Origin of the sequence: Agrobacterium sp. 719_389 (assembly GCF_900188475.1) — a bacterium.
In the GTDB taxonomy this organism is placed as follows: Bacteria; Pseudomonadota; Alphaproteobacteria; order Rhizobiales; family Rhizobiaceae; genus Agrobacterium; species Agrobacterium radiobacter.
Genome location: NZ_FYEM01000010.1, coordinates 81,726 through 102,304, shown reverse-complemented (window position 1 = coordinate 102,304; position 20,579 = coordinate 81,726). Strand labels below are relative to the sequence as shown.

The 20,579-nt window shown below is 61.1% G+C and carries 20 protein-coding genes and 1 tRNA gene; 11 read left to right on the top strand and 10 right to left on the bottom strand.

Features of this window, described 5'->3' with window-relative positions; all coding sequences use genetic code 11:
• The first annotated feature begins 136 nt into the window (after nt 1-136).
• The 7 genes from CFB10_RS18610 (at nt 137) to cydX (ending at nt 8,554) form a co-directional block, all read left to right on the top strand.
• Nucleotides 137-1,168, top strand: coding sequence for an L-idonate 5-dehydrogenase (locus CFB10_RS18610; protein WP_020010014.1), 1,032 nt, complete (start codon nt 137-139; stop codon nt 1,166-1,168).
• A 357-nt stretch (nt 1,169-1,525) separates the two neighbouring features.
• Nucleotides 1,526-2,104 carry a GbsR/MarR family transcriptional regulator gene (locus CFB10_RS18605; RefSeq protein ID WP_020010012.1) on the top strand — a complete coding sequence of 193 codons (579 nt, stop codon included), beginning with the start codon at nt 1,526-1,528 and terminating at the stop codon, nt 2,102-2,104.
• A gap of 17 nt (nt 2,105-2,121) precedes the next feature.
• The gene (cydD, locus tag CFB10_RS18600; protein ID WP_026363567.1) at nt 2,122-3,909 is read left to right on the top strand and encodes a thiol reductant ABC exporter subunit CydD; all 1,788 of its coding nucleotides are present in this window, start codon (nt 2,122-2,124) and stop codon (nt 3,907-3,909) included.
• A complete protein-coding gene (cydC, locus tag CFB10_RS18595) occupies nt 3,906-5,597 on the top strand; it encodes a thiol reductant ABC exporter subunit CydC (RefSeq protein ID WP_020010010.1) in 1,692 nt (563 codons plus the stop codon). The genes cydD and cydC overlap by 4 nt, the downstream gene beginning before the upstream one ends.
• Before the next feature lie 67 nt (nt 5,598-5,664).
• Nucleotides 5,665-7,242, top strand: a complete 1,578-nt coding sequence (locus CFB10_RS18590; RefSeq protein ID WP_020010009.1) for a cytochrome ubiquinol oxidase subunit I — start codon at nt 5,665-5,667, stop codon at nt 7,240-7,242.
• A 6-nt stretch (nt 7,243-7,248) separates the two neighbouring features.
• Nucleotides 7,249-8,406, top strand: a complete 1,158-nt coding sequence (gene cydB / locus CFB10_RS18585) for a cytochrome d ubiquinol oxidase subunit II (protein ID WP_020010008.1) — start codon at nt 7,249-7,251, stop codon at nt 8,404-8,406.
• Nucleotides 8,407-8,431: 25 nt separating this feature from the next.
• On the top strand, nt 8,432-8,554 hold the full coding sequence (gene cydX / locus CFB10_RS18580) for a cytochrome bd-I oxidase subunit CydX (RefSeq protein WP_003508602.1): 123 nt from the start codon (nt 8,432-8,434) through the stop codon (nt 8,552-8,554).
• A gap of 88 nt (nt 8,555-8,642) precedes the next feature.
• On the opposite strand, the gene CFB10_RS18575 is transcribed toward cydX, so the two are convergent.
• The 7 genes from CFB10_RS18575 to CFB10_RS18545 all read right to left on the bottom strand — a co-directional run bounded on the left by CFB10_RS18575 (nt 8,643) and on the right by CFB10_RS18545 (nt 14,049).
• On the bottom strand, nt 8,643-8,831 hold the full coding sequence (locus CFB10_RS18575) for a hypothetical protein (protein ID WP_020010007.1): 189 nt from the start codon (nt 8,829-8,831) through the stop codon (nt 8,643-8,645).
• A gap of 22 nt (nt 8,832-8,853) precedes the next feature.
• The gene (locus tag CFB10_RS18570) at nt 8,854-9,270 is read right to left on the bottom strand and encodes a DUF3597 domain-containing protein (RefSeq protein ID WP_020010006.1); all 417 of its coding nucleotides are present in this window, start codon (nt 9,268-9,270) and stop codon (nt 8,854-8,856) included.
• Nucleotides 9,271-9,282: 12 nt separating this feature from the next.
• The gene (locus CFB10_RS18565) at nt 9,283-9,534 is read right to left on the bottom strand and encodes a GlsB/YeaQ/YmgE family stress response membrane protein (RefSeq protein WP_003508605.1); all 252 of its coding nucleotides are present in this window, start codon (nt 9,532-9,534) and stop codon (nt 9,283-9,285) included.
• Nucleotides 9,535-9,678: 144 nt separating this feature from the next.
• Nucleotides 9,679-10,536: a carboxylating nicotinate-nucleotide diphosphorylase gene (gene nadC, locus CFB10_RS18560; protein ID WP_026363565.1), complete on the bottom strand. Its 858-nt coding sequence runs from the start codon at nt 10,534-10,536 to the stop codon at nt 9,679-9,681.
• 1 nt (nt 10,537) lies between these two features.
• Entirely contained in the window at nt 10,538-12,109 is a 1,572-nt protein-coding gene (locus CFB10_RS18555) for an L-aspartate oxidase (protein ID WP_020010004.1), read from the bottom strand.
• Nucleotides 12,106-13,077 (bottom strand): quinolinate synthase NadA, encoded by a 972-nt coding sequence (gene nadA / locus CFB10_RS18550; RefSeq protein ID WP_020010003.1) that lies wholly within the window; start codon nt 13,075-13,077, stop codon nt 12,106-12,108. The genes CFB10_RS18555 and nadA overlap by 4 nt, the downstream gene beginning before the upstream one ends.
• A gap of 69 nt (nt 13,078-13,146) precedes the next feature.
• Nucleotides 13,147-14,049, bottom strand: coding sequence for a membrane protein (locus tag CFB10_RS18545; RefSeq protein ID WP_020010002.1), 903 nt, complete (start codon nt 14,047-14,049; stop codon nt 13,147-13,149).
• A 207-nt stretch (nt 14,050-14,256) separates the two neighbouring features.
• On the opposite strand from CFB10_RS18545, the gene CFB10_RS18540 reads away from it, so the two are divergent.
• Together CFB10_RS18540 and CFB10_RS18535 are read left to right on the top strand one after the other, a co-directional pair.
• Entirely contained in the window at nt 14,257-14,631 is a 375-nt protein-coding gene (locus CFB10_RS18540; protein ID WP_020010001.1) for a PAS domain-containing protein, read from the top strand.
• Nucleotides 14,632-14,691: 60 nt separating this feature from the next.
• Nucleotides 14,692-15,192 carry a hypothetical protein gene (locus CFB10_RS18535; RefSeq protein ID WP_020010000.1) on the top strand — a complete coding sequence of 167 codons (501 nt, stop codon included), beginning with the start codon at nt 14,692-14,694 and terminating at the stop codon, nt 15,190-15,192.
• Between the two features lie 73 nt (nt 15,193-15,265).
• Here CFB10_RS18535 and CFB10_RS18530 read toward each other — a convergent pair.
• Together CFB10_RS18530 and CFB10_RS18525 are read right to left on the bottom strand one after the other, a co-directional pair.
• Nucleotides 15,266-15,341, bottom strand: a tRNA-Ala gene (locus CFB10_RS18530).
• Between the two features lie 152 nt (nt 15,342-15,493).
• Nucleotides 15,494-15,880 (bottom strand): TIGR02300 family protein, encoded by a 387-nt coding sequence (locus CFB10_RS18525; RefSeq protein WP_003508651.1) that lies wholly within the window; start codon nt 15,878-15,880, stop codon nt 15,494-15,496.
• A gap of 199 nt (nt 15,881-16,079) precedes the next feature.
• On the opposite strand from CFB10_RS18525, the gene cmk reads away from it, so the two are divergent.
• Nucleotides 16,080-16,760, top strand: a complete 681-nt coding sequence (gene cmk, locus CFB10_RS18520) for a (d)CMP kinase (protein ID WP_020009999.1) — start codon at nt 16,080-16,082, stop codon at nt 16,758-16,760.
• A 150-nt stretch (nt 16,761-16,910) separates the two neighbouring features.
• Entirely contained in the window at nt 16,911-18,611 is a 1,701-nt protein-coding gene (gene rpsA / locus CFB10_RS18515) for a 30S ribosomal protein S1 (protein WP_020009998.1), read from the top strand.
• Between the two features lie 239 nt (nt 18,612-18,850).
• Here rpsA and CFB10_RS18510 read toward each other — a convergent pair whose 3' ends face one another.
• Complete coding sequence (locus CFB10_RS18510; protein WP_020009996.1) at nt 18,851-20,398, bottom strand: hypothetical protein; 1,548 nt, start codon at nt 20,396-20,398, stop codon at nt 18,851-18,853.
• Nucleotides 20,399-20,579: the final 181 nt, after the last annotated feature.

Here is a 20,579-nt window from a genome sequence, read left to right as displayed (position 1 = left end):
GCTTAAACGCCCGGTTTCGGTACGGATCGGGCGGGCAGGGAGGCCGCACGGCGTGCAAATGCACGGCAGGCGGCGGTGACAGGGATGCGGATTATTTGTCGTGCTGCTCAGGCGCGATGTCGAACGGGAGATATTTATGAGAGCGATTGTTGCCCATGGGGCCAAGGATGTGCGCATCGAGGAACGGCCCGAGGAAGCGCCGGGAGCGGGAGAAGTGCGGCTTCGTCTGGTCCGGGGCGGAATTTGCGGCAGCGATCTGCATTATTACAATCACGGAGGTTTCGGTGCGGTGCGGCTTCGTGAACCCATGGTGCTCGGCCATGAGGTCTCGGCCGTCATCGAAGAACTGGGCGAGGGCGTGGAAGGGCTAAAGGTCGGCGGTCTGGTCGCCGTTTCGCCGTCCCGGCCGTGCAGAACCTGCCGCTTCTGCCAGGAAGGCCTGCACAACCAGTGCCTCAACATGCGCTTTTATGGCAGCGCGATGCCTTTTCCGCATATTCAGGGCGCTTTCCGTGAGGTTCTGGTGGCGGACGCCCTGCAATGCGTGCCGGCCGATGGCCTGAGCGCCGGCGAGGCCGCCATGGCCGAGCCGCTGGCGGTGACGCTGCATGCTACCCGCCGCGCCGGCGATTTGCTGGGAAAACGTGTGCTTGTCACGGGGTGTGGCCCGATCGGCATCCTCTCCATTCTGGCGGCCCGCCGTGCCGGCGCGGCCGAGATTGTCGCCACCGATCTTTCCGATTTCACGCTTGCCAAGGCGCGTGAGGCGGGTGCGGATCGTGTCATCAACAGTAGGGATGAGCCCGACGCGCTTGCCGCTTATGGCGCGAACAAGGGAACTTTCGATGTTCTCTATGAATGCTCGGGTGCCGCCGTGGCGCTTGCCGGTGGTATTACGGCGCTTCGTCCGCGCGGCATCATCGTCCAGCTCGGTCTTGGCGGCGATATGAGCCTGCCGATGATGGCGATCACCGCCAAGGAACTGGATCTGCGAGGCTCTTTCCGCTTCCATGAGGAATTCGCCACCGGTGTGGAATTGATGCGCAAGGGCCTGATCGACGTCAAGCCGTTCATCACCCAGACCGTCGATCTCGACGACGCCATCTCGGCCTTCGAATTCGCCTCGGATCGCAGCCGCGCCATGAAGGTGCAGATCGCTTTTTCGTAAGCGCTTTTGCCGCATGCAAATGTGCCGGCGTTTCCATCGGCGGCGGATCATTCCGCCGCCGTTTTTTTATGGCGGATTTTTGCCGGTGGCGACCTGTGTCGATGTTATCGATATCATCGGTTGCTTTGGGGTGCGTATTCCGGCTCAGGGTGACGAACCCGAGCAAACGCCCAGCCTGTCATAAAGCCCCAACACGACTGCCGCATATTTTGCCCCGGGCGCACCCGCGAGCATCTTCACCGATGTCGTCTCTGCTCATCTGCACATTTTGACGCAGGTCAAAAAGGTGATTTGCCGCCTGTCTTTTTTTGCGTTATCGAAATTTCAGAAATTACTGAAAATTCAGGAAACAAAGAAATGCCAACCAATCTCTCCCCGCTCGTTCAGTCCTTTGTGCTGCATTTCGGTGAGATGGGCAGCCGCTGGGGCATCAACCGCACGGTCGGCCAAGTCTATGCTTTGCTTTATATTTCGCCGCAGCCGCTGTGTGCGGACGATATTGTGGAAGCGCTTGGCATTTCCCGTTCCAACGTGTCGATGAGCCTGAAGGAGCTGCAGGCGTGGAACCTTGCAATTCTCAAGCATTTTCCCGGCGACCGGCGCGATTTTTTCACGACGCCTGATGATGTCTGGCAGATTCTCCGCACCCTTGCCGAGGAGCGCAAGAAGCGCGAGATCGATCCCACGCTCAGCGTGCTGCGTGAAATTCTGATGGAGACGCCGGAAAACGAAGATGAGCGGCATGCGCAGAAGCGCATCGACGAGATGAAGACGCTGATCGAGCAGCTTACCGGCTGGTATGACGATGTGAAGCGGCTGGAGACGGAAAGGCTGGCCTCGCTTCTGGCGCTTGGTTCCAAGGTCACGAAGCTCCTGGAGGCCAAGGACAGGATCGTCTCCCTTGCCAGACCCCGTGGCGCGAAGAAGGACGGGTGAGGAGATCGGCCGTGAGCATGTCAGTGGAAATCCGCCAGGGGGCCGATGGTGAGGGGGCAGTCTGTCCCGCGCCGGCTGTAGTCTCGCGCGATGCGATGGGTCGGCGCAAAGCCAACCGCAAAACTTCTCGCGACAGAGCTGACGGGCGGGCAAAAATGACAGGCGCGCCGGTGGTGGGGAGATCCGTTGCCCTGCTGCATGTGCTGGCGGCTTTGCTGTGGCTGCCGCAGGCGGGTCTGCTTGCTTTTTCCGTCGGAAGAATTGCCGGTGGCGCGCCGATGATGGCGATCGTGCCAGCCGCCGCTGCGGTTCTCATCCTCGGCCTCGTCAAGGCGTGGCTGGAAAAGATGGCGGCGCGGCTGTCGTTTCGTGCCGCCCGTGCGGCGCTGTCGCAGCGGCGGCTGGAAGCGCTGCAGGCTGTGGCGAAGGTTTCCCCGCTCGATCTGTCACGCACCGCCTCGGGTGAGGCGGCGGGTGTTTTGGCCGAGGCGGCGGAAGCGCTGGTGCCCTATCTTTCCCGTTTCCAGCCGGCGCGGATGAAGGCCACCATCATTCCCCTTGTTTTCGTGCTGGCGATCCTGCCATTCACCTGGATCGCGGCGCTGGTGCTGCTGCTCGCCATGCCAACCATCCCGCTTTTCATGGCGCTCATCGGCTGGCAGGCGAAGGCCGCCAGTGAAAAGCAGCTTGCCGAGACGGGCAATATGAATGCCTTCCTGCTCGATCGCCTGCGCGGGCTGGAAACGATCCGCACGCTTAAAGCCGTCAATCTGACGGCGGAGCGCCTGAGCGTCGATGCGCAGAACCTCAAGAAGCGGACGATGGCGGTGCTCAGGATCGCCTTTCTTTCCTCGGCGGTGCTGGAGCTTTTCGCAGCGCTCGGCGTTGCCATGACCGCCGTCTATATCGGTTTTCATCTGCTCGGATTTCTGGATTTCGGCGCCTGGGGCCACAAGCTGACGCTGGCCGAAGGTCTCTTCATCCTGCTTCTGGCGCCGGCCTTTTTCGAACCGCTGCGGGAACTCTCCGCCGTCTGGCACGACCGCGCGGCCGGCGAAGCGGCGCTTGAAGCGCTCGGCAAACTGACAGCTGGCGGTGCGGCCATCGCGGGCGAGGGCGCGGATGTGGCGTCTGTTCCATCCCTGAAGTCCGGCCTGGTGGAGATGGACAATCTCTCCTTTGCTTATCCGAACACCCCACCGGTCATCCAAAATCTCAACCTGACGGTTCAACAGGGTGAGCGAGTTGCGATTCTTGGGCCTTCCGGTTGTGGCAAATCCACTGTACTCTCCTTGATTGCCGGGCTGGCCGAGGCTGGAGAGGGTTCGATCAGGATCGGCGGCGTAAAGCTCGATCATGCGACGGCCGATGGGCTGCGCAGGACGATCGGTTGGGTCAGCCAGAGGCCGTTCTTTTTTGCCGCTTCGCTGAAGGCAAATATTCGTTTCGGTCGTTCCGGTGTCAGTGACGGCATGGTGGAAGAGACGCTGCGCCGCACAGGGCTCGATGAATTGAGGCATGCACGCCGGCATCTGCAGATCGGTGATGGCGGATATGGAGTTTCGGGTGGGGAGGCGGTGCGGATTGCCATTGCGCGTGCTTTCGCAGACCCCGCCACGCAGTTAGTTCTGGCCGATGAGCCGACGGCCCATCTCGACCGGGAAACAGCTGCTCTCGTCACGGATAACCTGCTGCAACTGGCAAATGGCAGGACTTTGATCGTCGCGACCCATGATCCGGTGCTTGCGGCGCGCATGGACAGGATCGTGGATATGACGGCGATCCATTCGAGGGGGCAGCCATGATCGCGCGTTTTGCGATATTGAGACCCGTTATCGCCCTGTTCTGGTCGGCGCGGCGCGGCATGCTGCTGGCGGGCGCGGTTCTGGCGGTAACGACGGTGCTGGCGGGTATCGGTCTTCTCGGCGTTTCCGGCTGGTTCATCACCGCAACGGCGATTGCCGGTCTTCTGCCCGCAACGGCCTATGCTTTCGATGTCTTTGCCCCTTCGGCCGCCATCCGTCTTCTGGCGCTGGCGCGCACCGCCGCCCGTTACGGCGAGCGCATGACGACCCATGAAGCGACGCTTTCCGTGCTTGCGGCACTTCGGGAAAAGCTGTTTCGCGGTTTTGCCGCGCCGCAGGCCGCGAAATCCCTGGAGGCAAGGCCCGCCCGCCTGCTGAACCGGCTGACGGCGGATATAGACGCGCTGGATTCGCTTTATCTGCGCGTGCTGGTTCCCGCCGCCGTGGCGATCCTCGCCGCGATTGCGACAGGCTTCGGGCTTGCTTTTCTTCATCCGATGGCCGGCATTCTGGCGGCCTCTTTCCTGATCGTGGCAGGGCTTGGAATTTCGGCGCGCGCCGCCCTGCGGGCGGAAAAATTCTCGCGCCGCCGGGCAATCGGGCTTGAAGCACTTCGGGCCCGCACGACCGATCTCGTGAGCGGACAGACGGAGCTCCTGACCACCGGCCGCCTTTCCGCGCAGGTGGCGGCGGTGAAACGGGCGGATGACTACCTCTCTGCCTGTGACGATAGCCTGAACCGTATCGAGACCAATGCCGGTTTTTCCTTCGGAGTTTCAGCGGCCGTTCTTTTGAGCGCAGCCCTTCTCGGCATGGCCTGGCTTGCGGAACAGGGGGCGGTGAGCGCGCCGGCTGCGGCGCTGGGGCTGCTCGTCTGTTTTGCTGCGCTGGAGCCTTTCACGGCGCTGCGCCGTGGGGCGATGGAACTTGGGCGTACGCTGTTCTCTGCACGGCGCATCGCGCCGCGCCTCTCGGCGACGGTTGAGGGTCGCTGTCCCGTCTTGCCGGTCAGCGGGATGGCGGCAAAACTCGAAGATGTGCATCTGGAGCGGGAGGGGAACGACAATCCTGTCCTGACGAATATCAACCTTGCAATCGCTGCCGGGGAGAGGGTTGCGATCATCGGCCCGAGCGGCGCGGGCAAGACGAGCCTTATCCAGCTTCTGGCGGGTGAATTGCAGCCGGCTGCGGGCACGGTCAGCGCCCTGCCGTCCACTCTTATGACGCAGCGCAGCCAGCTTTTCCGCGACAGCATTGCCGACAATCTGCGGCTGGCGAAACCCGCCGCAACCGCGGATGAATTGTGGGATGCGCTGACGGCGGCAGGCCTTGCCGAACACGTCAAATCCCTGGCCGCAGGGCTGGAGACAAGGCTTGGTGAGGCGGGGCAGGGTCTTTCCGGCGGCCAGTCGCGCCGGCTGGCGCTCGCCCGTTTCCTGCTTGCCGACCGGCCGCTCTGGCTTCTTGACGAGGTGACGGAGGGACTGGACGGCGAGACTGCCCGCGACGTGCTCACCCGGCTGTTTGCGAGAGCGGAGGGCAAGACTGTCGTGATGATCACCCATAATCGCCGCGAGGCGGAATTTGCCGAGCGCATCATCGTGCTGAAAGAGGGGCGTCAATTTGATGAATGTCAAAGCGGCACCCCGGAATACGGCGTAGTGCTGAAGACACTGCGCCCGGACTGAGATTTTTTGAGAGCCGGCGTCGTCTCTGAAATGGAAGGCCGGCCTTCCGGAAAAGGTGGGTAAGACTATGGAACTCGACATAGTGGCGCTGTCGCGCCTGCAATTTGCAGTGACGGCTTTATATCACTTTCTGTTCGTTCCCCTGACGATCGGGCTGTCGGTGGTGATCGCCATCATGGAAACGGTCTATGTCATGACCGGCCGCACGATCTGGCGGCAGATGACGAAATTCTGGGGCACGTTGTTCGGCATCAATTTCGTGCTCGGCGTTTCCACCGGCATCGTCATGGAATTCCAGTTCGGCATGAACTGGAGTTATTACAGCCATTATGTCGGCGATATCTTCGGTGCGCCGCTGGCGATCGAAGGCATGATGGCCTTCTTCCTGGAAGCCACCTTCGTCGGGCTGTTCTTTTTCGGCTGGGACAAGCTGTCCAAACTCGGCCATCTCGTCGCGACATGGTGCGTGGCCCTTGGCTCGAATTTTTCGGCGCTGTGGATATTGATCGCCAATGGCTGGATGCAGAACCCCACGGGCTCCGCCTTCAATCCCCAGACCATGCGCATGGAAGTGACCGACTTCTTCGAGGTCCTGTTCAACCCGGTGGCGCAGGCGAAGTTCGTTCACACGGTTTCTGCGGGTTACGTGACGGCCTCCATCTTCGTGCTCGGCGTTTCGGCCTGGTATGTGCTGAAGGGCCGTCATGTCGATCTCGCCAAGCGCTCGATGACGGTTGCCGCCTCCTTCGGTCTTGCCTCCGCGCTGTCGGTCGTCGTGCTGGGGGACGAAAGCGGTTATCTCTCGACCGAACACCAGAAGATGAAGCTCGCCTCCATCGAGGCCATGTGGGAAACGGAGCCGGCGCCGGCGCCCTTCACGGCCATCGGTTTTCCCGATCAGGAAGCACGCGAGACGCATTTCGCGGTGAAAATCCCGTGGGTGATGGGTCTTATCGGCACCCGCTCGCTCGATACGCAAATTCCGGGCATCAACGATCTGGTGGAGCAAGCGAAGACCCGCATCCGTGACGGTATCAAGGCTTATGATGCGCTGATGCAGATACGCGCCACCGGAAAAGGTGCGCAACTGCCCGAAGAGGTGCGCGGCACCTTTGCGGAACTCGGCCATGAGCTTGGTTACGCCCTGCTGCTGAAACGATATGTCGATGATCCGCGTCAGGCGAGCGAAGAGCAGATCGCCAAGGCGGCTGCCGATACCATCCCCCATGTGCCAACGCTGTTCTGGGCGTTCCGCATCATGGTCGGCCTTGGCATGTTCTTCATCCTTCTGACGGCGACGTTCTTTTATCTTTCGGCCCGCCGCCGGCTGGATCATTATCCGTTGCTGCTGAAAGTGGCGGTCTTCGCCATTCCTCTGCCGTGGATTGCGGCGGAAATGGGCTGGGTCGTGGCCGAATTCGGCCGCCAGCCATGGATCATCGAGGGCGTTCTGCCGACGGCCGCCGCCGTCTCCAGCCTCAGCGCCTCCACGGTCCTCATCACGCTCCTGTGCTTCATCGCCATCTACACGGTGCTGTTCATCATCGAGATGGGGCTGATGCTGAAGGCGATCCGCAAGGGGCCTGATCCGGACGATGAGCCGGAAGCGCCGCTCGTTCCCGAAAAACTCGTCGCTGCGGAGTAAACGATCATGATATTGCACCAACTCATCGACTACGAAATCCTCCGCGTCATCTGGTGGCTGCTGCTCGGCGTGGTGCTGATCGGTTTTGCCGTTACCGGCGGTTTCGATCTCGGCACCGGCGCGCTGCTGCCCTTCGTTGCGAAAACGGATATCGAGCGGCGTGTCGTCATCAATTCCATCGGCCCGGTCTGGGAAGGCAATCAGGTCTGGCTGATCCTTGGCGGCGGCGCGATCTTCGCCGCCTGGCCGCCGCTTTATGCGGTGTCGTTTTCAGGTTTTTATCTGGCGATGTTCGCCACCCTGTTTGCGCTGATCCTGCGCCCTGTCGGTTTCAAATATCGTTCCAAGCGTGAAAGCACCGCCTGGCGCACCGGCTGGGACTGGGCGCTTTTTATCGGCGGCTTCGTTCCCGCGCTGATTTTCGGCGTGGCGATCGGCAACGTGCTGCAGGGCGTTCCCTTCCACCTCAATGACGACCTCAGAATTTTCTATGACGGCACGACGCTGTTCGAGCTTCTGAACCCCTACGCCATCCTCTGCGGGCTCGTATCCGTCGCCATGCTCGTCATGCATGGTGCGGCATGGCTGGTGTTGAAGACGGATGGTCCGGTGGCGGCCCGCGCCCGCGGCTTCGGCAGCATCGCGTCCCTTGCAACGTCAGTTCTGTTTGCGCTTGGCGGTGTCTTTCTATGGCTCGGTATCGATGGATATCGCTTCACGTCGGAGATCGTGACCGACGGTCCGTCCAATCCGCTGTCGAAGACAGTCGAGGTTGCGGGCGGTGTCTGGTTTTCCAACTATGCCGCCCATGCCTGGATGATGCTGGCGCCGGCGCTCGGTCTCGTCTTCCCGCTCGTGGCCCTCATCTTGCTCAGGGCTCGCAAGGAGGTGCTGGCGCTGCTTTCTAGCTCGCTCGCCATTTTCGGCATCATCTCAACGGTCGGGCTGACGATGTTTCCCTTCATCCTGCCGTCTTCGGTCGATCCGAAATCGAGCCTGACGGTCTGGGATGCGTCGTCCAGCCATATGACGCTGTTCATCATGCTGGTCGTCGCCCTCATCTTCATCCCGATCATCGTCGCCTATACGTCATGGGTCTATCGCGTGCTGTGGGGCAAGGTGGACGAAAAGGCGATCCGCGACGATAGCGGTCACGCCTACTGATATTCAAGAAAGAAGGAGATCGAACATGTGGTATTTCGCCTGGCTGCTCGGCCTGCCTCTCGCCGCTATCTTCGCCGTCATGAACGCCATGTGGTATGAGCTGATGGAGGAAAACGCGAAAAAGGCCGAAGCGAAGCTCGATAAATAAAGCTTTGAGGTACGCGGCATAAAAGGGGCGGCATCCAGACCGAATGCCGCCCCTTTTGCTACAGCAGCCGTGCCTGCAAGGCGCGGCTTCAGTGGATGGCGATGCCGCGCTTGTCCGCTTCTTCCTTGATGATGTCTTCGACGATGGCTCTGTTGAGATTTGGATTTCCCAGAAGATAGTCGTCGGCGATCTCGAAGATCGACTTCGGATTCTCGGTCCTGTGCAGGGTGTCGAGGTCCTGGCCGATCTGCTCTCGAAGGCTGGAATAGTCGTCCATCGCGGCTCTCCCGTTTATCGGTTTAATCCAGAAGGTCGGCCGGAACCTTGCCGCCGTTTTCGGACAGTTTCTTGATGACGGCCTTGTGCAGCCAGATGTTCATCGTTGCCGAATCCGAGGTGTCGCCGGTATAGCCGAGCTCACCGGCCAGTTCCTTTCTGGCCGTCAGGCTGCTGTCGAGGTCGAGGGCCTTGAGAAGATCGACGATGGAGTGTTTCCAGTCGAGCCTCTGGCCGTTCTTCTTGACAGCCGCATCCAGAATGGAAGCGACATCGACATTGCCGGTCGGCGCCGGAGCCGCCGCTGTCGGGGCTGGTGATGCCGGGCTTGCTGCGGTTGGGCTTGCAGTGGTCGGCGGTGTTCCGGCCGGAGCCGAAGTTTGAGGTGCGGCCTCGGCCTTGCCGAAAATCGCGTTCTTGATCTTGTCGAAAAAGCTCATGGTGTCCTCCCCTTATCGGCGAAACGCCCGCCCGATGGCGATGAGAATGCAGGCGCCGATGAAACCGGCGATGAGATAACCAATCCAGCCTCCGAGCGAAATGCCCACGAGCCCCAGAAGGAAATTGGCGACGATGGCGCCGATAATGCCGAGAATAATGTTCATGAAAACACCCATATTGCTTTTCATGAACTGTTCCGCGAGCCATCCGGCTACGCCGCCGATGATGATTGCTGCAATCCAGCCAACTTGTGCGTCTTCCATAACAGGCCTTTCCTTTCTAAAGAGGTCAGAAGGCACTGGACCCGCATTTTTTGCGCACGTCCCCCCGCCTTGAATTGACCACAGGCGGGATACTAACGATGGCGCGGAACTTTTGTTCCGTGCGGCGTGCACGCTATCGCAAACTCAACCCTGGCTCTCAAAATCCAGCCCGATATCGAGAACCGGTGCGCTATGGGTCAGCCAGCCGACGGAAATGAGGTCGATGCCGGTTGCGGCGATGGCCGCGGCCGTTTGCGGGTTGATGCGGCCGGACGCTTCGGTCATGGCGCGACCGGCGACGATCCCAACGGCCTCGCGCAGCTGTTCGGGTGTCATATTGTCGAGGAGAACCGCATCGACGCCCTCGTCCATGACGTCACGCAGCTGCGCAAGCGTATCGACTTCCACCTCGATCTTGACGAGATGCCCCACGCCCTGCCGGGCGCGGCGGATGGCCTCGTGCGGGCCGCCGGCCACGGCGATATGGTTGTCCTTGATGAGAACGGCATCACAAAGCGCAAAACGGTGGTTCATGCCGCCGCCGGCGCGCACGGCATATTTTTCCAGTGCTCTCAGCCCCGGCGTGGTCTTGCGGGTGCAGGCGACCGAGGCTTTGCTGCCGGCAATGGCGGCAACGATTTTTGCGGTGACGGAGGCTATGCCCGACAGGTGGCCAAGGAAATTCAGCGCCGTGCGTTCCGCCGTCAGAAGGCCGCGCGAGGGGCCTTCGATCGTTGCAATGATATCGCCGGGCGCTACGGTTGTCCCATCCTGCACATGCCGTTTCATTACGATGGCCGGGTCTACCAGCTGGAAAGCAAGTTCCGCCGCATCGAGACCGGCGATGACGCCCGCCTCGCGTGCGGCCATGACGACGACCGAGCGATGATCGGCGGGAATGACAGCGGCGGAAGTGATATCGCCCGCCAGCCCGAGGTCTTCCAGAAGGGCGTTGCGCACGAGCGGTTCGATGATGAGGCGTGGCAGGGGAGAAAGGGTCATGTCAGGCGCTCCGCGCAAGGCTGGTCGAAGAATGGCTGGAAGAGGAAAATTCGTGGGCGATGGCGAGGATGTCGCTGAGGCTCAGCCTGCGCCTTGTCGCCGCTGCGCCCTTTTCAGGAAAATCGTCGCGGAAATGCGCACCGCGCGATTCCGTGCGCAGCGCCGCGAAGACGGCGATGGCAAGGGCAACAAGGGCGGGATCGGATGCCGCGCCGTTCCGCTCCGCCAATGGCAGGAGGTCACGGATCGCACCGGCCAATCCTTCCGCATGTCTTACGATGCCGAGATAGCGGGAAACGATGGGCCGGACGGGAGAGAGATCGACTGCCGGGAAGTCAGGTGTGGGGAGTGCTGCGATATCAGCTCGCTGTTTTCCAGCATAAGTGCGCCTGCCGGCGATGTCTTCCGCTGCGCGCATGCCCATGGCGGCCGCTTCCAGCAGGGAATTGCTGGCAAGCCGGTTCGCGCCATGCAGCCCCGTGCAGGCGGTTTCGCCGGCAACCCAAAGGCCCGGCAACGAGCTTCGGCCTCTGCCATCGGTGGCGACGCCGCCCATATGGTAATGCACCGCCGGGCGGACCGGCACGAGTTCGCGGGCGGGGTCTATCCCTGCCTCGCGGCAGAGCAGGTCGATCGACGGGAAACGGGCGGAAAAGCCCGAGCCCAGCGCCTTTCGGGCATCGAGAAAGACCCTGCCGCCGCGCAGCATTTCGCGGTCGATGGCGCGGGCGACAATATCGCGCGAGGCGAGTTCCGCACCCGGAACATCAGCCATGAAACGTTCGCCGTTCTCATTAAGTAGAAGCGCGCCTTCGCCCCGCACCGCTTCGCTCACCAGCGCCAGCGGCCGCCGGGGCGAGGAAAGCGCCGTTGGGTGAAACTGGACGAATTCCATGTCGGAGAGGGTGGCGCCGGCGCGGGCGGCGAGCATGATGCCCTGCCCGAAATTGCCGGATGGATTGGTCGTCGCCTCATAAAGCCCGCCGAGGCCGCCGGTGGCGAGAACGACCTGTGTGGCCGGCAAAGTGAAGCAGCCTTTGGGGCCGATGCAGGCTAGACCAGCGATAACGCCGTCTTCCGTCAGCAGGCGGCGCACTTCCGTGCCTTCCAGAACGGTGACAGAGGGCGTGCGTAGAACGGCGGCGGCGAGAGCCCCGACGATCGCCGCGCCCGAACCGTCGCCTTCGGCGTGCAGGATGCGCCTTCTGCCGTGGGCGGCCTCCAGCCCGAAGACGAGCCTGCCCTCGGCATCACGGTCAAAGCGCACCCCGGCCCGCTCCAGCGCCTCGATGACGGCGGGGGCGGCGGAGACGATCTCTGCGGCCATTTCAGTGTCGCAGAGGCCGTCGCCGGCGGCGAGCGTATCAGCAAGGTGGAGTGCGGTGCTATCGTCCGGCCCGAGGCTAGCGGCGATGCCGCCCTGCGCCCAGGCGCTGGACGTCTCGCCGCCGAGAACGCCGCGTGTGATAAGCAGCACGGGCTGCGGCGCAAGCGTCAGCGCCGCCATCAGGCCGGCAATGCCGCTGCCGACAATGACCGTCCAGCCCGCATGCGACGAGAGGCGCTCGCTCATATTTCCAGCATCCTTTCCACGGCGCGGCGGGCGGCGACGGCGATGGCCGGATCGACCGTCACTTCATGGCGGTTTTCCTCAAGGGCTGTGCGGATGTTGCCAAGCGTGATGCGCTTCATATGCGGGCAGAGATTGCAGGGACGTATGAATTCGACATCCGGGTGATGCACGGCGACATTGTCGCTCATCGAGCATTCCGTCAGAAGCACCACGCGGGCGGGGCGCTCGCGCCCGACATAGTCAGACATGACGGCGGTGGAGCCGGAAAAATCTGCGGCCTCCACGACATCGGGCGGACATTCCGGATGCGCCAGCACGGTGACGCCGGGATGGCTCTCCCTGAGTTCTCTGATGTCATCGGCGGTGAAAAGCTCATGCACCTCGCAATGGCCGCGCCAGGCGATCAGCTCGACATTGGTTTCCTTCGCCACGTTCTTCGCCAGATATTCATCCGGCAGCATCAGCACGCGCGGCACGCCGAGCGATTCCACCACCTGACGGGCATTGCCTGACGTGCAGCAGATGTCGGAGGCCGCCTTCACCGCGGCGGACGTGTTCACATAGGTGACAACCGGAACGCCGGGATAGGCCTTGCGCAGAAGGGCGATGTCCTCGGGCGTGATGGAATCCGCCAGCGAGCAGCCCGCGCTCATATCCGGAATGAGCACGGTTTTTTGCGGATTGAGCAACTTTGCCGTCTCGGCCATGAAATGCACGCCGGCGAGAACGATCACATCCGCCTCCACCTCCATCGCCTTGCGGGCAAGGGCAAGGCTGTCGCCGACGATGTCGGCGACGCCATGGAAGATTTCCGGTGTCTGGTAATTATGGGCGAGGATGACCGCGTTGCGTTTGCGCTTCAACTCGAGGATCGCATCCACATCGTCCTGAAAGCTCATCCATTCGGCCTTGGGAATCACCCGGGCGACGCGATCATAGAGGCTTGCGGCGGATATCTGTTCGTTCACGGCACTCTCCCATTTATACTCTGTTTGAGTATATCTAGGACAAAGAGATATTCTCGTTGTGAGCATATGTCAATTGCGGGAGAGGGGCAGTTTTGTACCCGAGAGGGCGCGCTCATCGAGAACGGTCTGGCGGAAGCGGAAAAGCTTTGCCGGGCGGCCGCCGGTTTCGGTCGCCATGTCACCGGTTTCTTCCACCAGCTGCTGCTGCTCGATAAGCCGGCGGAAATTCTGCTTGTGCAGCGTCAGTCCGGCCAGCGCCTCGATGGCGCGCTGCAGCTGCAGGAGCGTGAAGGCATCGGGCATCAGTTCGAAAACCACCGGCCGGTATTTGATCTTGGCCCTCAATCGCGCAATGCCGGTGGCGAGAATGCGGCGGTGATCGGCGAACATGGGCCTGCCGAAATTGACCCGCGGATCGCCCTGCGCTTCCTCGACCAGCCCGGCTTCATACAGCAGCTCGTAACGCTGCAGGGTCAGTTTCTCGTTCCAGCCGCCGCCATCGAGACCGAAGGTGAAATCCGCCCGCAAATGGCGCTGGCTTTTGCAGGTGGGATCGGAATCCGCCCATGCGCGCAGATTGTCGATAATGGTGTCCAAAACCTCAGGGCGGCCCTGGCGATGGTCTTCCCATGGGAAATATTCGTACCAGCCGTGCCACAGGGCGCGTTTGCCGCCTGATGCTTCCTGCTCGCGAACCAGCCCGAGATAACCGATGGAGATGGTTCTTCCGCCTAGAATGTCGTTGTTGCGGTCGCGATCGGCGAAGGTGTAGAGTTGTTCGAGATAACCGACGGGGTGGTGGGTCTGTTCGTGGATCCATTCCCGCAACCCGCTCTGGAGCGTTCTGTGCCCGAATTCGAACGGCCCCGACGGAAGTGCTGCGCCTTCGCGAACGGTCATGACCCGCGGCTCATCCGTGGTGATGGCGGTGACGACGGCGATGAGTTCGGCATGGGCAAGCCCGATGGTCACGGCGGCTCCTCTGGTCGTTGGCTCTAGGATCAACCTTCTTTGGCACAGGAAGGTTGGTTCGCCAACATGGCGGCCGAAAAGGGCTGTCGATAATCCGCCGCCTACAAAACCGCGTCTCATCAGACAAAAGGATGAATTCTTGTGGTTAGCCGTCTATCGTCTGGTGTGTTACAGACCCGCACAAGCATTTCAGACGGTAGAAGGCCGATGTTGGAGAACATATCGCTCGAAGAGACACTTGTGGGTTATTATACCTGGAACATCGGGCAAAACCTGATTTATCTCGATGCCGTGGCGGCCCGCCTGCGCGAATTCTCCCCGGAAAAAGCCGCCTGCGGCATTCCGGTCGAAGATTTCATTGCGCAGATCGAAAGCGGCTCGCGCGCACGCGTCGCCAAGGCGGTTTACAATTCGCTGACAAATGGCGTGTTCTATGATCAGGAATATCGCATTCAGCTCAAATCCGGCGGTTTTCGCTGGTTGCGGACAACCGGACGGGTGATCCTGGATAACGACCAGCTTCCGATCATGGCCATGGGCACCGTGCGGGATGTCAATGCGTGCAAGGTTTTATTGATGTGATATGCGGCTAAAGACAGCCGATCTAATTTATGTCGTTCATTGTTTTGATGTTGCGGTGACATGGTCAGGCAGATCGCAATTTTGCTGTTTCAGATCGTCCTTGCCATAGGCCTCGGCATAGCCGGCATCCGCATCGCCTCGCTCGTTAATGGCGAGGCGACGTCCGCACCGACAGGACTTGCCGCCAATACGGAACTGCTGTGGACCACCTCGCCGGTACGGGTCGATCCCCTTAGCCAAAATTACGAGCGCATTCCGACGCCGCCAGATCTCTATCCGCTGAAAATGCATGCGGACCAGCGCCTGCGTGTGATTTCCAGCAGCCGCTTCACCTTCAAGGGCCAGGAATTCCGCCTCGCCGGCGTGGAGGAGGTCGAACGCAACCGCGTCTGCACCGGCCCGGACGGCCGCCGTTACGCCTGCGGCCTCAACGCCTTCAAGGCGCTGGAGAACCGGCTGCGCGGCAGATATCTCGAATGTCGGGTGGCGGAAGAGGTGAGCGGGCCGGGTTCCCTGGAGTGCCGTATCAACGGGCAGGATGTGCGGGCGCTGCTGCAATAGGTGAGGACGTCAAACGGCTTAAAATAGGAAAAGACCGGTTGGCCGAAAGCAGGACTTATTGTCTGGAAAGATTTGGTGGAGCTAAGCGGGATCGAACCGCTGACCTCTTGCATGCCATGCAAGCGCTCTCCCAGCTGAGCTATAGCCCCATAAGGGTTCCGGCATTTCTTCCGGTTCCGGGAACCGAAGCGGTTGTTGTTCCGTTCGGTGGCGGCTTACTACTGCGGCTTTCCGACGAGTGCAAGCATAAAAAACGGCCCGGCGTCATTTTTTTGTCGTCGGGCCGAATTATCGAGTAAAATCAAGCTTCTTCGTCGTCGCCCGATACGCCGATGATGCCGGACATGTCGTCGTCGTCATCTTCGTCGTCGGTTTCGAGGAAGGTGTCGTCATCGTCGTCGATTTCGACGTCATCGTCGTCACCCAGATCAGGGATTTCGTCGCCGCTGTTGTCGCCATCGGCATCTTCCAGCGAGACGAGTTCGACTTCCGTGTTTTCGGTATCGACTTCCGCCACTTCCTCTTCTTCAGCCTGCTCCATCTTGGCCTGGGCGGTGCTTTCCTCGAAGAAGGACAGCGGCCAGGACTTGCCGGTGTAGGGAGAAACGACCGGGTCGCGGTTCAGATCGTAGAACTTCTTGCCGGTATCGGGGTCTGTGCGCTTGGTACCAAGTTCCGCTTTTGCCACTGTCTAAGCCTCAAATTGTCGGATGAGTTTCGGTGTGTACGCCGTAAAACCGGCATAGACGGTAAAATTTATAGCCGGTCCCCTTAATCGTTGCGCTCTTTCGTGTCAAAGACAAACTTCGGGTGCCGCCTGCCTCGGCGCAACCCCTATGCGGGGATGCTGATATAAATAGGGAGGCATGACACACTTTATTATATCAATGACGGATGCACAGGCGGAAAGCTTCATGACCTTCACGATCGCCATAGACGGGCCGGCCGCGGCGGGCAAAGGAACCCTATCACGCAGGATCGCCGAGACCTATGGTTTCCACCATCTCGATACCGGGCTGACCTACAGGGCGACCGCCAAGGCGCTTCTGGATGCCCGCCTGCCGCTCGATGACGAGGCCGTGGCCGAGAAGATGGCGCTGGAAGTCGATCTTGCGGGGCTCGATCGCGCCGTTCTTTCCCGGCACGATATTGGTGAGGCGGCGTCCAAAATAGCGGTGATGACGCCGGTGAGACGCGCGCTCGTCAAGGCGCAGCAGCGTTTTGCCTTGAAGGAGCCGGGCACGGTGCTTGACGGACGCGACATCGGAACCGTGGTGTGCCCGCAGGCGCCGGTGAAGCTTTACGTCACGGCCTCTGCCGACGTGCGGGCGCGACGCCGTTACGACGAGATTCTGGCCAATGGCGGCAGCGGCGATTATGATGCCATCTTCACCGAGGTGAAAAAACGCGACGAGCGCGACATGGGCCGCGCCGACAGCCCGTTGAAGCCGGCTGAAGACGCGCACTTGCTAGATACGTCGGAAATGAGTATAGAGGCGGCGTTTCAGGCCGCGCGGACGATCATCGACGCCGCCCTGGAGAAACAGGTTTCTCGCGGAACCGCTTGAATTCGGTCCGCGTTTAGTCCGGAATTGCCCGAAGTCATGTCCTTGCGCCGGAAAGCCTTTTGAAAAGGCGGGCATGGGGTCGGGTATCAACAACACTAGCCCACCGGCGCTTTTGTATTCGCCATAGCGCGGATGCAATCAGGAGATTTCATGTCAGTATCTACCCCCACGCGCGAAGATTTCGCAGCGCTTCTCGAAGAATCCTTTGCCTCTAACGATCTTGCCGAAGGCTATGTTGCCAAGGGTATCGTAACGGCAATCGAGAAGGACGTTGCCATCGTCGACGTCGGCCTCAAGGTTGAAGGCCGCGTACCGTTGAAGGAATTCGGCGCGAAGTCCAAGGACGGCACGCTGAAGGTCGGCGACGAAGTCGAAGTTTACGTCGAGCGCATCGAAAACGCACTCGGCGAAGCCGTTCTGTCGCGCGAGAAGGCTCGCCGCGAAGAAAGCTGGGTCAAGCTCGAAGCCAAGTTCGAAGCTGGCGAACGCGTCGAAGGCGTTATCTTCAACCAGGTCAAGGGTGGTTTCACCGTCGATCTGGACGGCGCCGTTGCCTTCCTTCCGCGTTCGCAGGTCGACATCCGTCCGATCCGCGACGTTACCCCGCTGATGCACAACCCGCAGCCCTTCGAAATCCTCAAGATGGACAAGCGTCGCGGCAACATCGTTGTTTCGCGCCGCACGGTTCTCGAAGAGTCCCGCGCCGAGCAGCGTTCTGAAATCGTTCAGAACCTCGAAGAAGGCCAGGTTGTTGACGGCGTCGTCAAGAACATCACCGATTACGGTGCGTTCGTTGACCTCGGCGGCATCGACGGCCTGCTGCACGTCACCGACATGGCATGGCGCCGCGTCAACCATCCTTCGGAAATCCTCAACATTGGCCAGCAGGTCAAGGTTCAGATCATCCGCATCAACCAGGAAACCCACCGTATCTCGCTCGGCATGAAGCAGCTCGAGTCGGATCCGTGGGATGGCATCTCCGCCAAGTACCCGGTTGGCAAGAAGATCTCCGGTACGGTCACGAACATCACCGACTACGGTGCATTCGTCGAGCTGGAGCCGGGCATCGAAGGCCTGATCCACATTTCCGAAATGTCCTGGACCAAGAAGAACGTACATCCCGGCAAGATCCTGTCCACGAGCCAGGAAGTTGACGTTGTCGTTCTCGAAGTCGATCCGTCCAAGCGCCGTATCTCGCTTGGCCTCAAGCAGACGCTGGAAAACCCGTGGCAGGCATTTGCCTACAGCCATCCGGCCGGCACTGAAGTTGAAGGCGAAGTCAAGAACAAGACCGAATTCGGCCTGTTCATTGGCCTCGAAGGCGATGTTGACGGCATGGTTCACCTGTCGGATCTCGACTGGAACCGTCCGGGCGAACAGGTCATCGAAGAGTTCAACAAGGGTGACGTGGTCAAGGCCGTCGTTCTTGACGTTGACGTCGAGAAGGAACGCATCTCGCTCGGCATCAAGCAGCTCGGCAAGGATGCTGTCGGTGAAGCCGCTTCTTCCGGCGACCTGCGCAAGAACGCAGTCGTTTCCGCTGAAGTCATCGGCGTCAACGATGGCGGCATCGAAGTGAAGCTCGTCAACCACGAAGACCTCACCTCGTTCATCCGTCGCGCTGATCTTTCCCGTGACCGTGACGAGCAGCGCCCCGAGCGCTTCTCGGTTGGCCAGGTTGTCGACGCCCGCGTCGTCAACTTCTCGAAGAAGGACCGCAAGGTCATGCTTTCGATCAAGGCTCTGGAAATCGCTGAAGAGAAGGAAGCCGTCGCACAGTTCGGTTCGTCCGACTCTGGCGCTTCGCTCGGCGACATCCTCGGCGCGGCTCTGAAGAACCGCGGCGAATAATCGCCAAGACCTTTGAAATGAAGAACCCGCCGGAATTTCCGGCGGGTTTTTTGTTGGGTTCAACGGGCCTTGCCCGCTTGAGCGCGAAGGATAAGGCTTCTCTCGACGTCATCCTCGGCCCTGTGCCGAGGATCTAATCACGTCGAATAAAATCAATCGGTCGCAGATCCTCGGGACAGGCCCGAGGATGACGTCGGCGTGATTGGCGCGACTTACATTCCAATCTGACCACGCCGAATTCAGAGCATGCCGCTCATCTTCAGATAATAATTTTCCGCGCTGTCGTCGGAAGCCACCGCTGTCGGGCTTTCCTGCGTGTCGATCCCGTCATTGGCAGCAATGCGTTCTTCCGTATCATCCTGACCATCGGAATTTTCAGCGCCGGCCTCGGCCTCACCTTCCGCCTCATCCTCGGAAAAGGGACCGCCTCCCCGCGGTGGCGTTTCCGATTCATAGTCTTCGTCCGCCGGCGGATAGGCGACGAGCGGCAGCGGCGTGCCGTCTTTTACCAGGGCGGCGGCGATCAATGATTGCGAGGCCGATTGCTCCAGCATCGCCATTCTTGCTTCCGGGTCCAGCGTGGCCCGCGGCTGCTGGGTTTCGGGACGATGGGTCGCCGTTTCCGTTTCTTCGCCAGAGGGGCGGGCGGCCGCCGTTGCGAGGGCGGATTTTTCAGCGGCCTGATCGTCGGAGGGCTGCTGCGCGCCACTTTGCGGCGCGGGCAGAGGCTGCTGTGTGCCGGCTGCCTTGGCAGGGAGTTTGCCGGCTGTGGCGGCAAGCAGCAGGGTGTTCATGGTCTCGGCGTCGTCCGCGAGCAAACCGGATGGCGAGGTAAAGCTCGTGCGGGATTCTCTCTGCTCCGTCTTCATCATGTCCCGATGCGCAAGGGCAGGGCGTGTTTCACCGGTTTCGGCGCGAGGCGGGGTTGCCGGGCGGGTTTCGACCTGCACTTCCCTTGTCAGGTTGCCGGTCTGTGGCGGAAGTGGACGTGCCGTGTTTTCGGCTCTTGCATCCGGCTTTGCTGCATTGCTCGGCGTATCATGTGTGTCGGCAGGCGGGGCGGAAAGCGTGGGCCGAGGGTCCGGCTGCGCGGTTAGCGCCGCCACGGTGGCTTTCACCGCTGCGCCGCTGAGGGCGAGCGGGCCGATGAGCAGAGGCAGAAGCCGGCTCGCGGTCGCGGAATTTGCCGCCTGTGCAGTTGCGGCCGGAGAGGGGCGACCTTCGGCATTCTGGCTCGGCGCATTCTGCTGTTTCGGCGGGGCCGGTTGCGCAGGGGTGGGATTGGAGGAATTGTTCTGCTGATAGGAGGAGACCACCGCCTTTGCCGCCAGATCCGCTCCCTTGTAACGGGAAAGCTCGATCAGCAGCGCGAGGCGGGCAGCATCCGGCCCCGTCGGCTGTTTCAGGATTTCGGCGAGCATCGAAAGTGTCAGGCCCTGCAGGGCTTTGCCGACCTGCTGTTCCAGCGCCAGACGTTGTGGCGCCGGCAAGGTGCGGAGCGCCTCCGTCAGCCGCGTCACATAGGTCTGGATAGCCTCGCCATCCCGCCGCGGCAGGTTCATCAGCTTGCCGAGCGCTTCTGCCAGAACGGCGGTGCCGCGGGAGAGCTGAAATTCGCTGGTGAGAGACGCGATCGCCGCCCGGGCAAAAAGGCTGCCGCTATTTTCAGGGGCGGGATTGCTCGGTTGCGGCGGTGTGGTCTCTTTCACCTGCCCGCGCGGCATCAGCTGGATCGTGGTTCCATAGGCGGCATCGGTTGCCGCAATTTTCGGTACAGGCGGTAACATGCTGCGCTCCGTTTCTATCGGTGACCGCCGCTGGCTGCGAAAGGGCCAATCCCCATTGGCTCTCTGATCCGCATCTGGCTTAAATGTTGAAAATCGCCGCGCCGGTGATGGACAGGTGTCATCTCGCCCGCTCATGCGGGAGCGCCGTATACGCCTCTGGCCGCAAATGCCGGTTGCGGCG

What these genes read in the sequence shown, in the direction of transcription:
- CFB10_RS18535 (WP_020010000.1), top strand. Translation starts at nt 14,692, where the DNA reads ATGGTCAGGCAGATCGCAATTTTGCTGTTTCAGATCGTCCTTGCCATA.
- cydD (WP_026363567.1), top strand. Translation starts at nt 2,122, where the DNA reads ATGTCAGTGGAAATCCGCCAGGGGGCCGATGGTGAGGGGGCAGTCTGT.
- CFB10_RS18555 (WP_020010004.1), bottom strand. Translation starts at nt 12,109, where the DNA reads ATGAGCGAGCGCCTCTCGTCGCATGCGGGCTGGACGGTCATTGTCGGC.
- CFB10_RS18610 (WP_020010014.1), top strand. Translation starts at nt 137, where the DNA reads ATGAGAGCGATTGTTGCCCATGGGGCCAAGGATGTGCGCATCGAGGAA.
- cmk (WP_020009999.1), top strand. Translation starts at nt 16,080, where the DNA reads ATGACGGATGCACAGGCGGAAAGCTTCATGACCTTCACGATCGCCATA.
- cydX (WP_003508602.1), top strand. Translation starts at nt 8,432, where the DNA reads ATGTGGTATTTCGCCTGGCTGCTCGGCCTGCCTCTCGCCGCTATCTTC.
- CFB10_RS18590 (WP_020010009.1), top strand. Translation starts at nt 5,665, where the DNA reads ATGGAACTCGACATAGTGGCGCTGTCGCGCCTGCAATTTGCAGTGACG.
- CFB10_RS18565 (WP_003508605.1), bottom strand. Translation starts at nt 9,534, where the DNA reads ATGGAAGACGCACAAGTTGGCTGGATTGCAGCAATCATCATCGGCGGC.
- rpsA (WP_020009998.1), top strand. Translation starts at nt 16,911, where the DNA reads ATGTCAGTATCTACCCCCACGCGCGAAGATTTCGCAGCGCTTCTCGAA.
- CFB10_RS18605 (WP_020010012.1), top strand. Translation starts at nt 1,526, where the DNA reads ATGCCAACCAATCTCTCCCCGCTCGTTCAGTCCTTTGTGCTGCATTTC.
- nadC (WP_026363565.1), bottom strand. Translation starts at nt 10,536, where the DNA reads ATGACCCTTTCTCCCCTGCCACGCCTCATCATCGAACCGCTCGTGCGC.
- CFB10_RS18510 (WP_020009996.1), bottom strand. Translation starts at nt 20,398, where the DNA reads ATGTTACCGCCTGTACCGAAAATTGCGGCAACCGATGCCGCCTATGGA.
- cydC (WP_020010010.1), top strand. Translation starts at nt 3,906, where the DNA reads ATGATCGCGCGTTTTGCGATATTGAGACCCGTTATCGCCCTGTTCTGG.
- CFB10_RS18575 (WP_020010007.1), bottom strand. Translation starts at nt 8,831, where the DNA reads ATGGACGACTATTCCAGCCTTCGAGAGCAGATCGGCCAGGACCTCGAC.
- CFB10_RS18540 (WP_020010001.1), top strand. Translation starts at nt 14,257, where the DNA reads ATGTTGGAGAACATATCGCTCGAAGAGACACTTGTGGGTTATTATACC.
- CFB10_RS18570 (WP_020010006.1), bottom strand. Translation starts at nt 9,270, where the DNA reads ATGAGCTTTTTCGACAAGATCAAGAACGCGATTTTCGGCAAGGCCGAG.
- cydB (WP_020010008.1), top strand. Translation starts at nt 7,249, where the DNA reads ATGATATTGCACCAACTCATCGACTACGAAATCCTCCGCGTCATCTGG.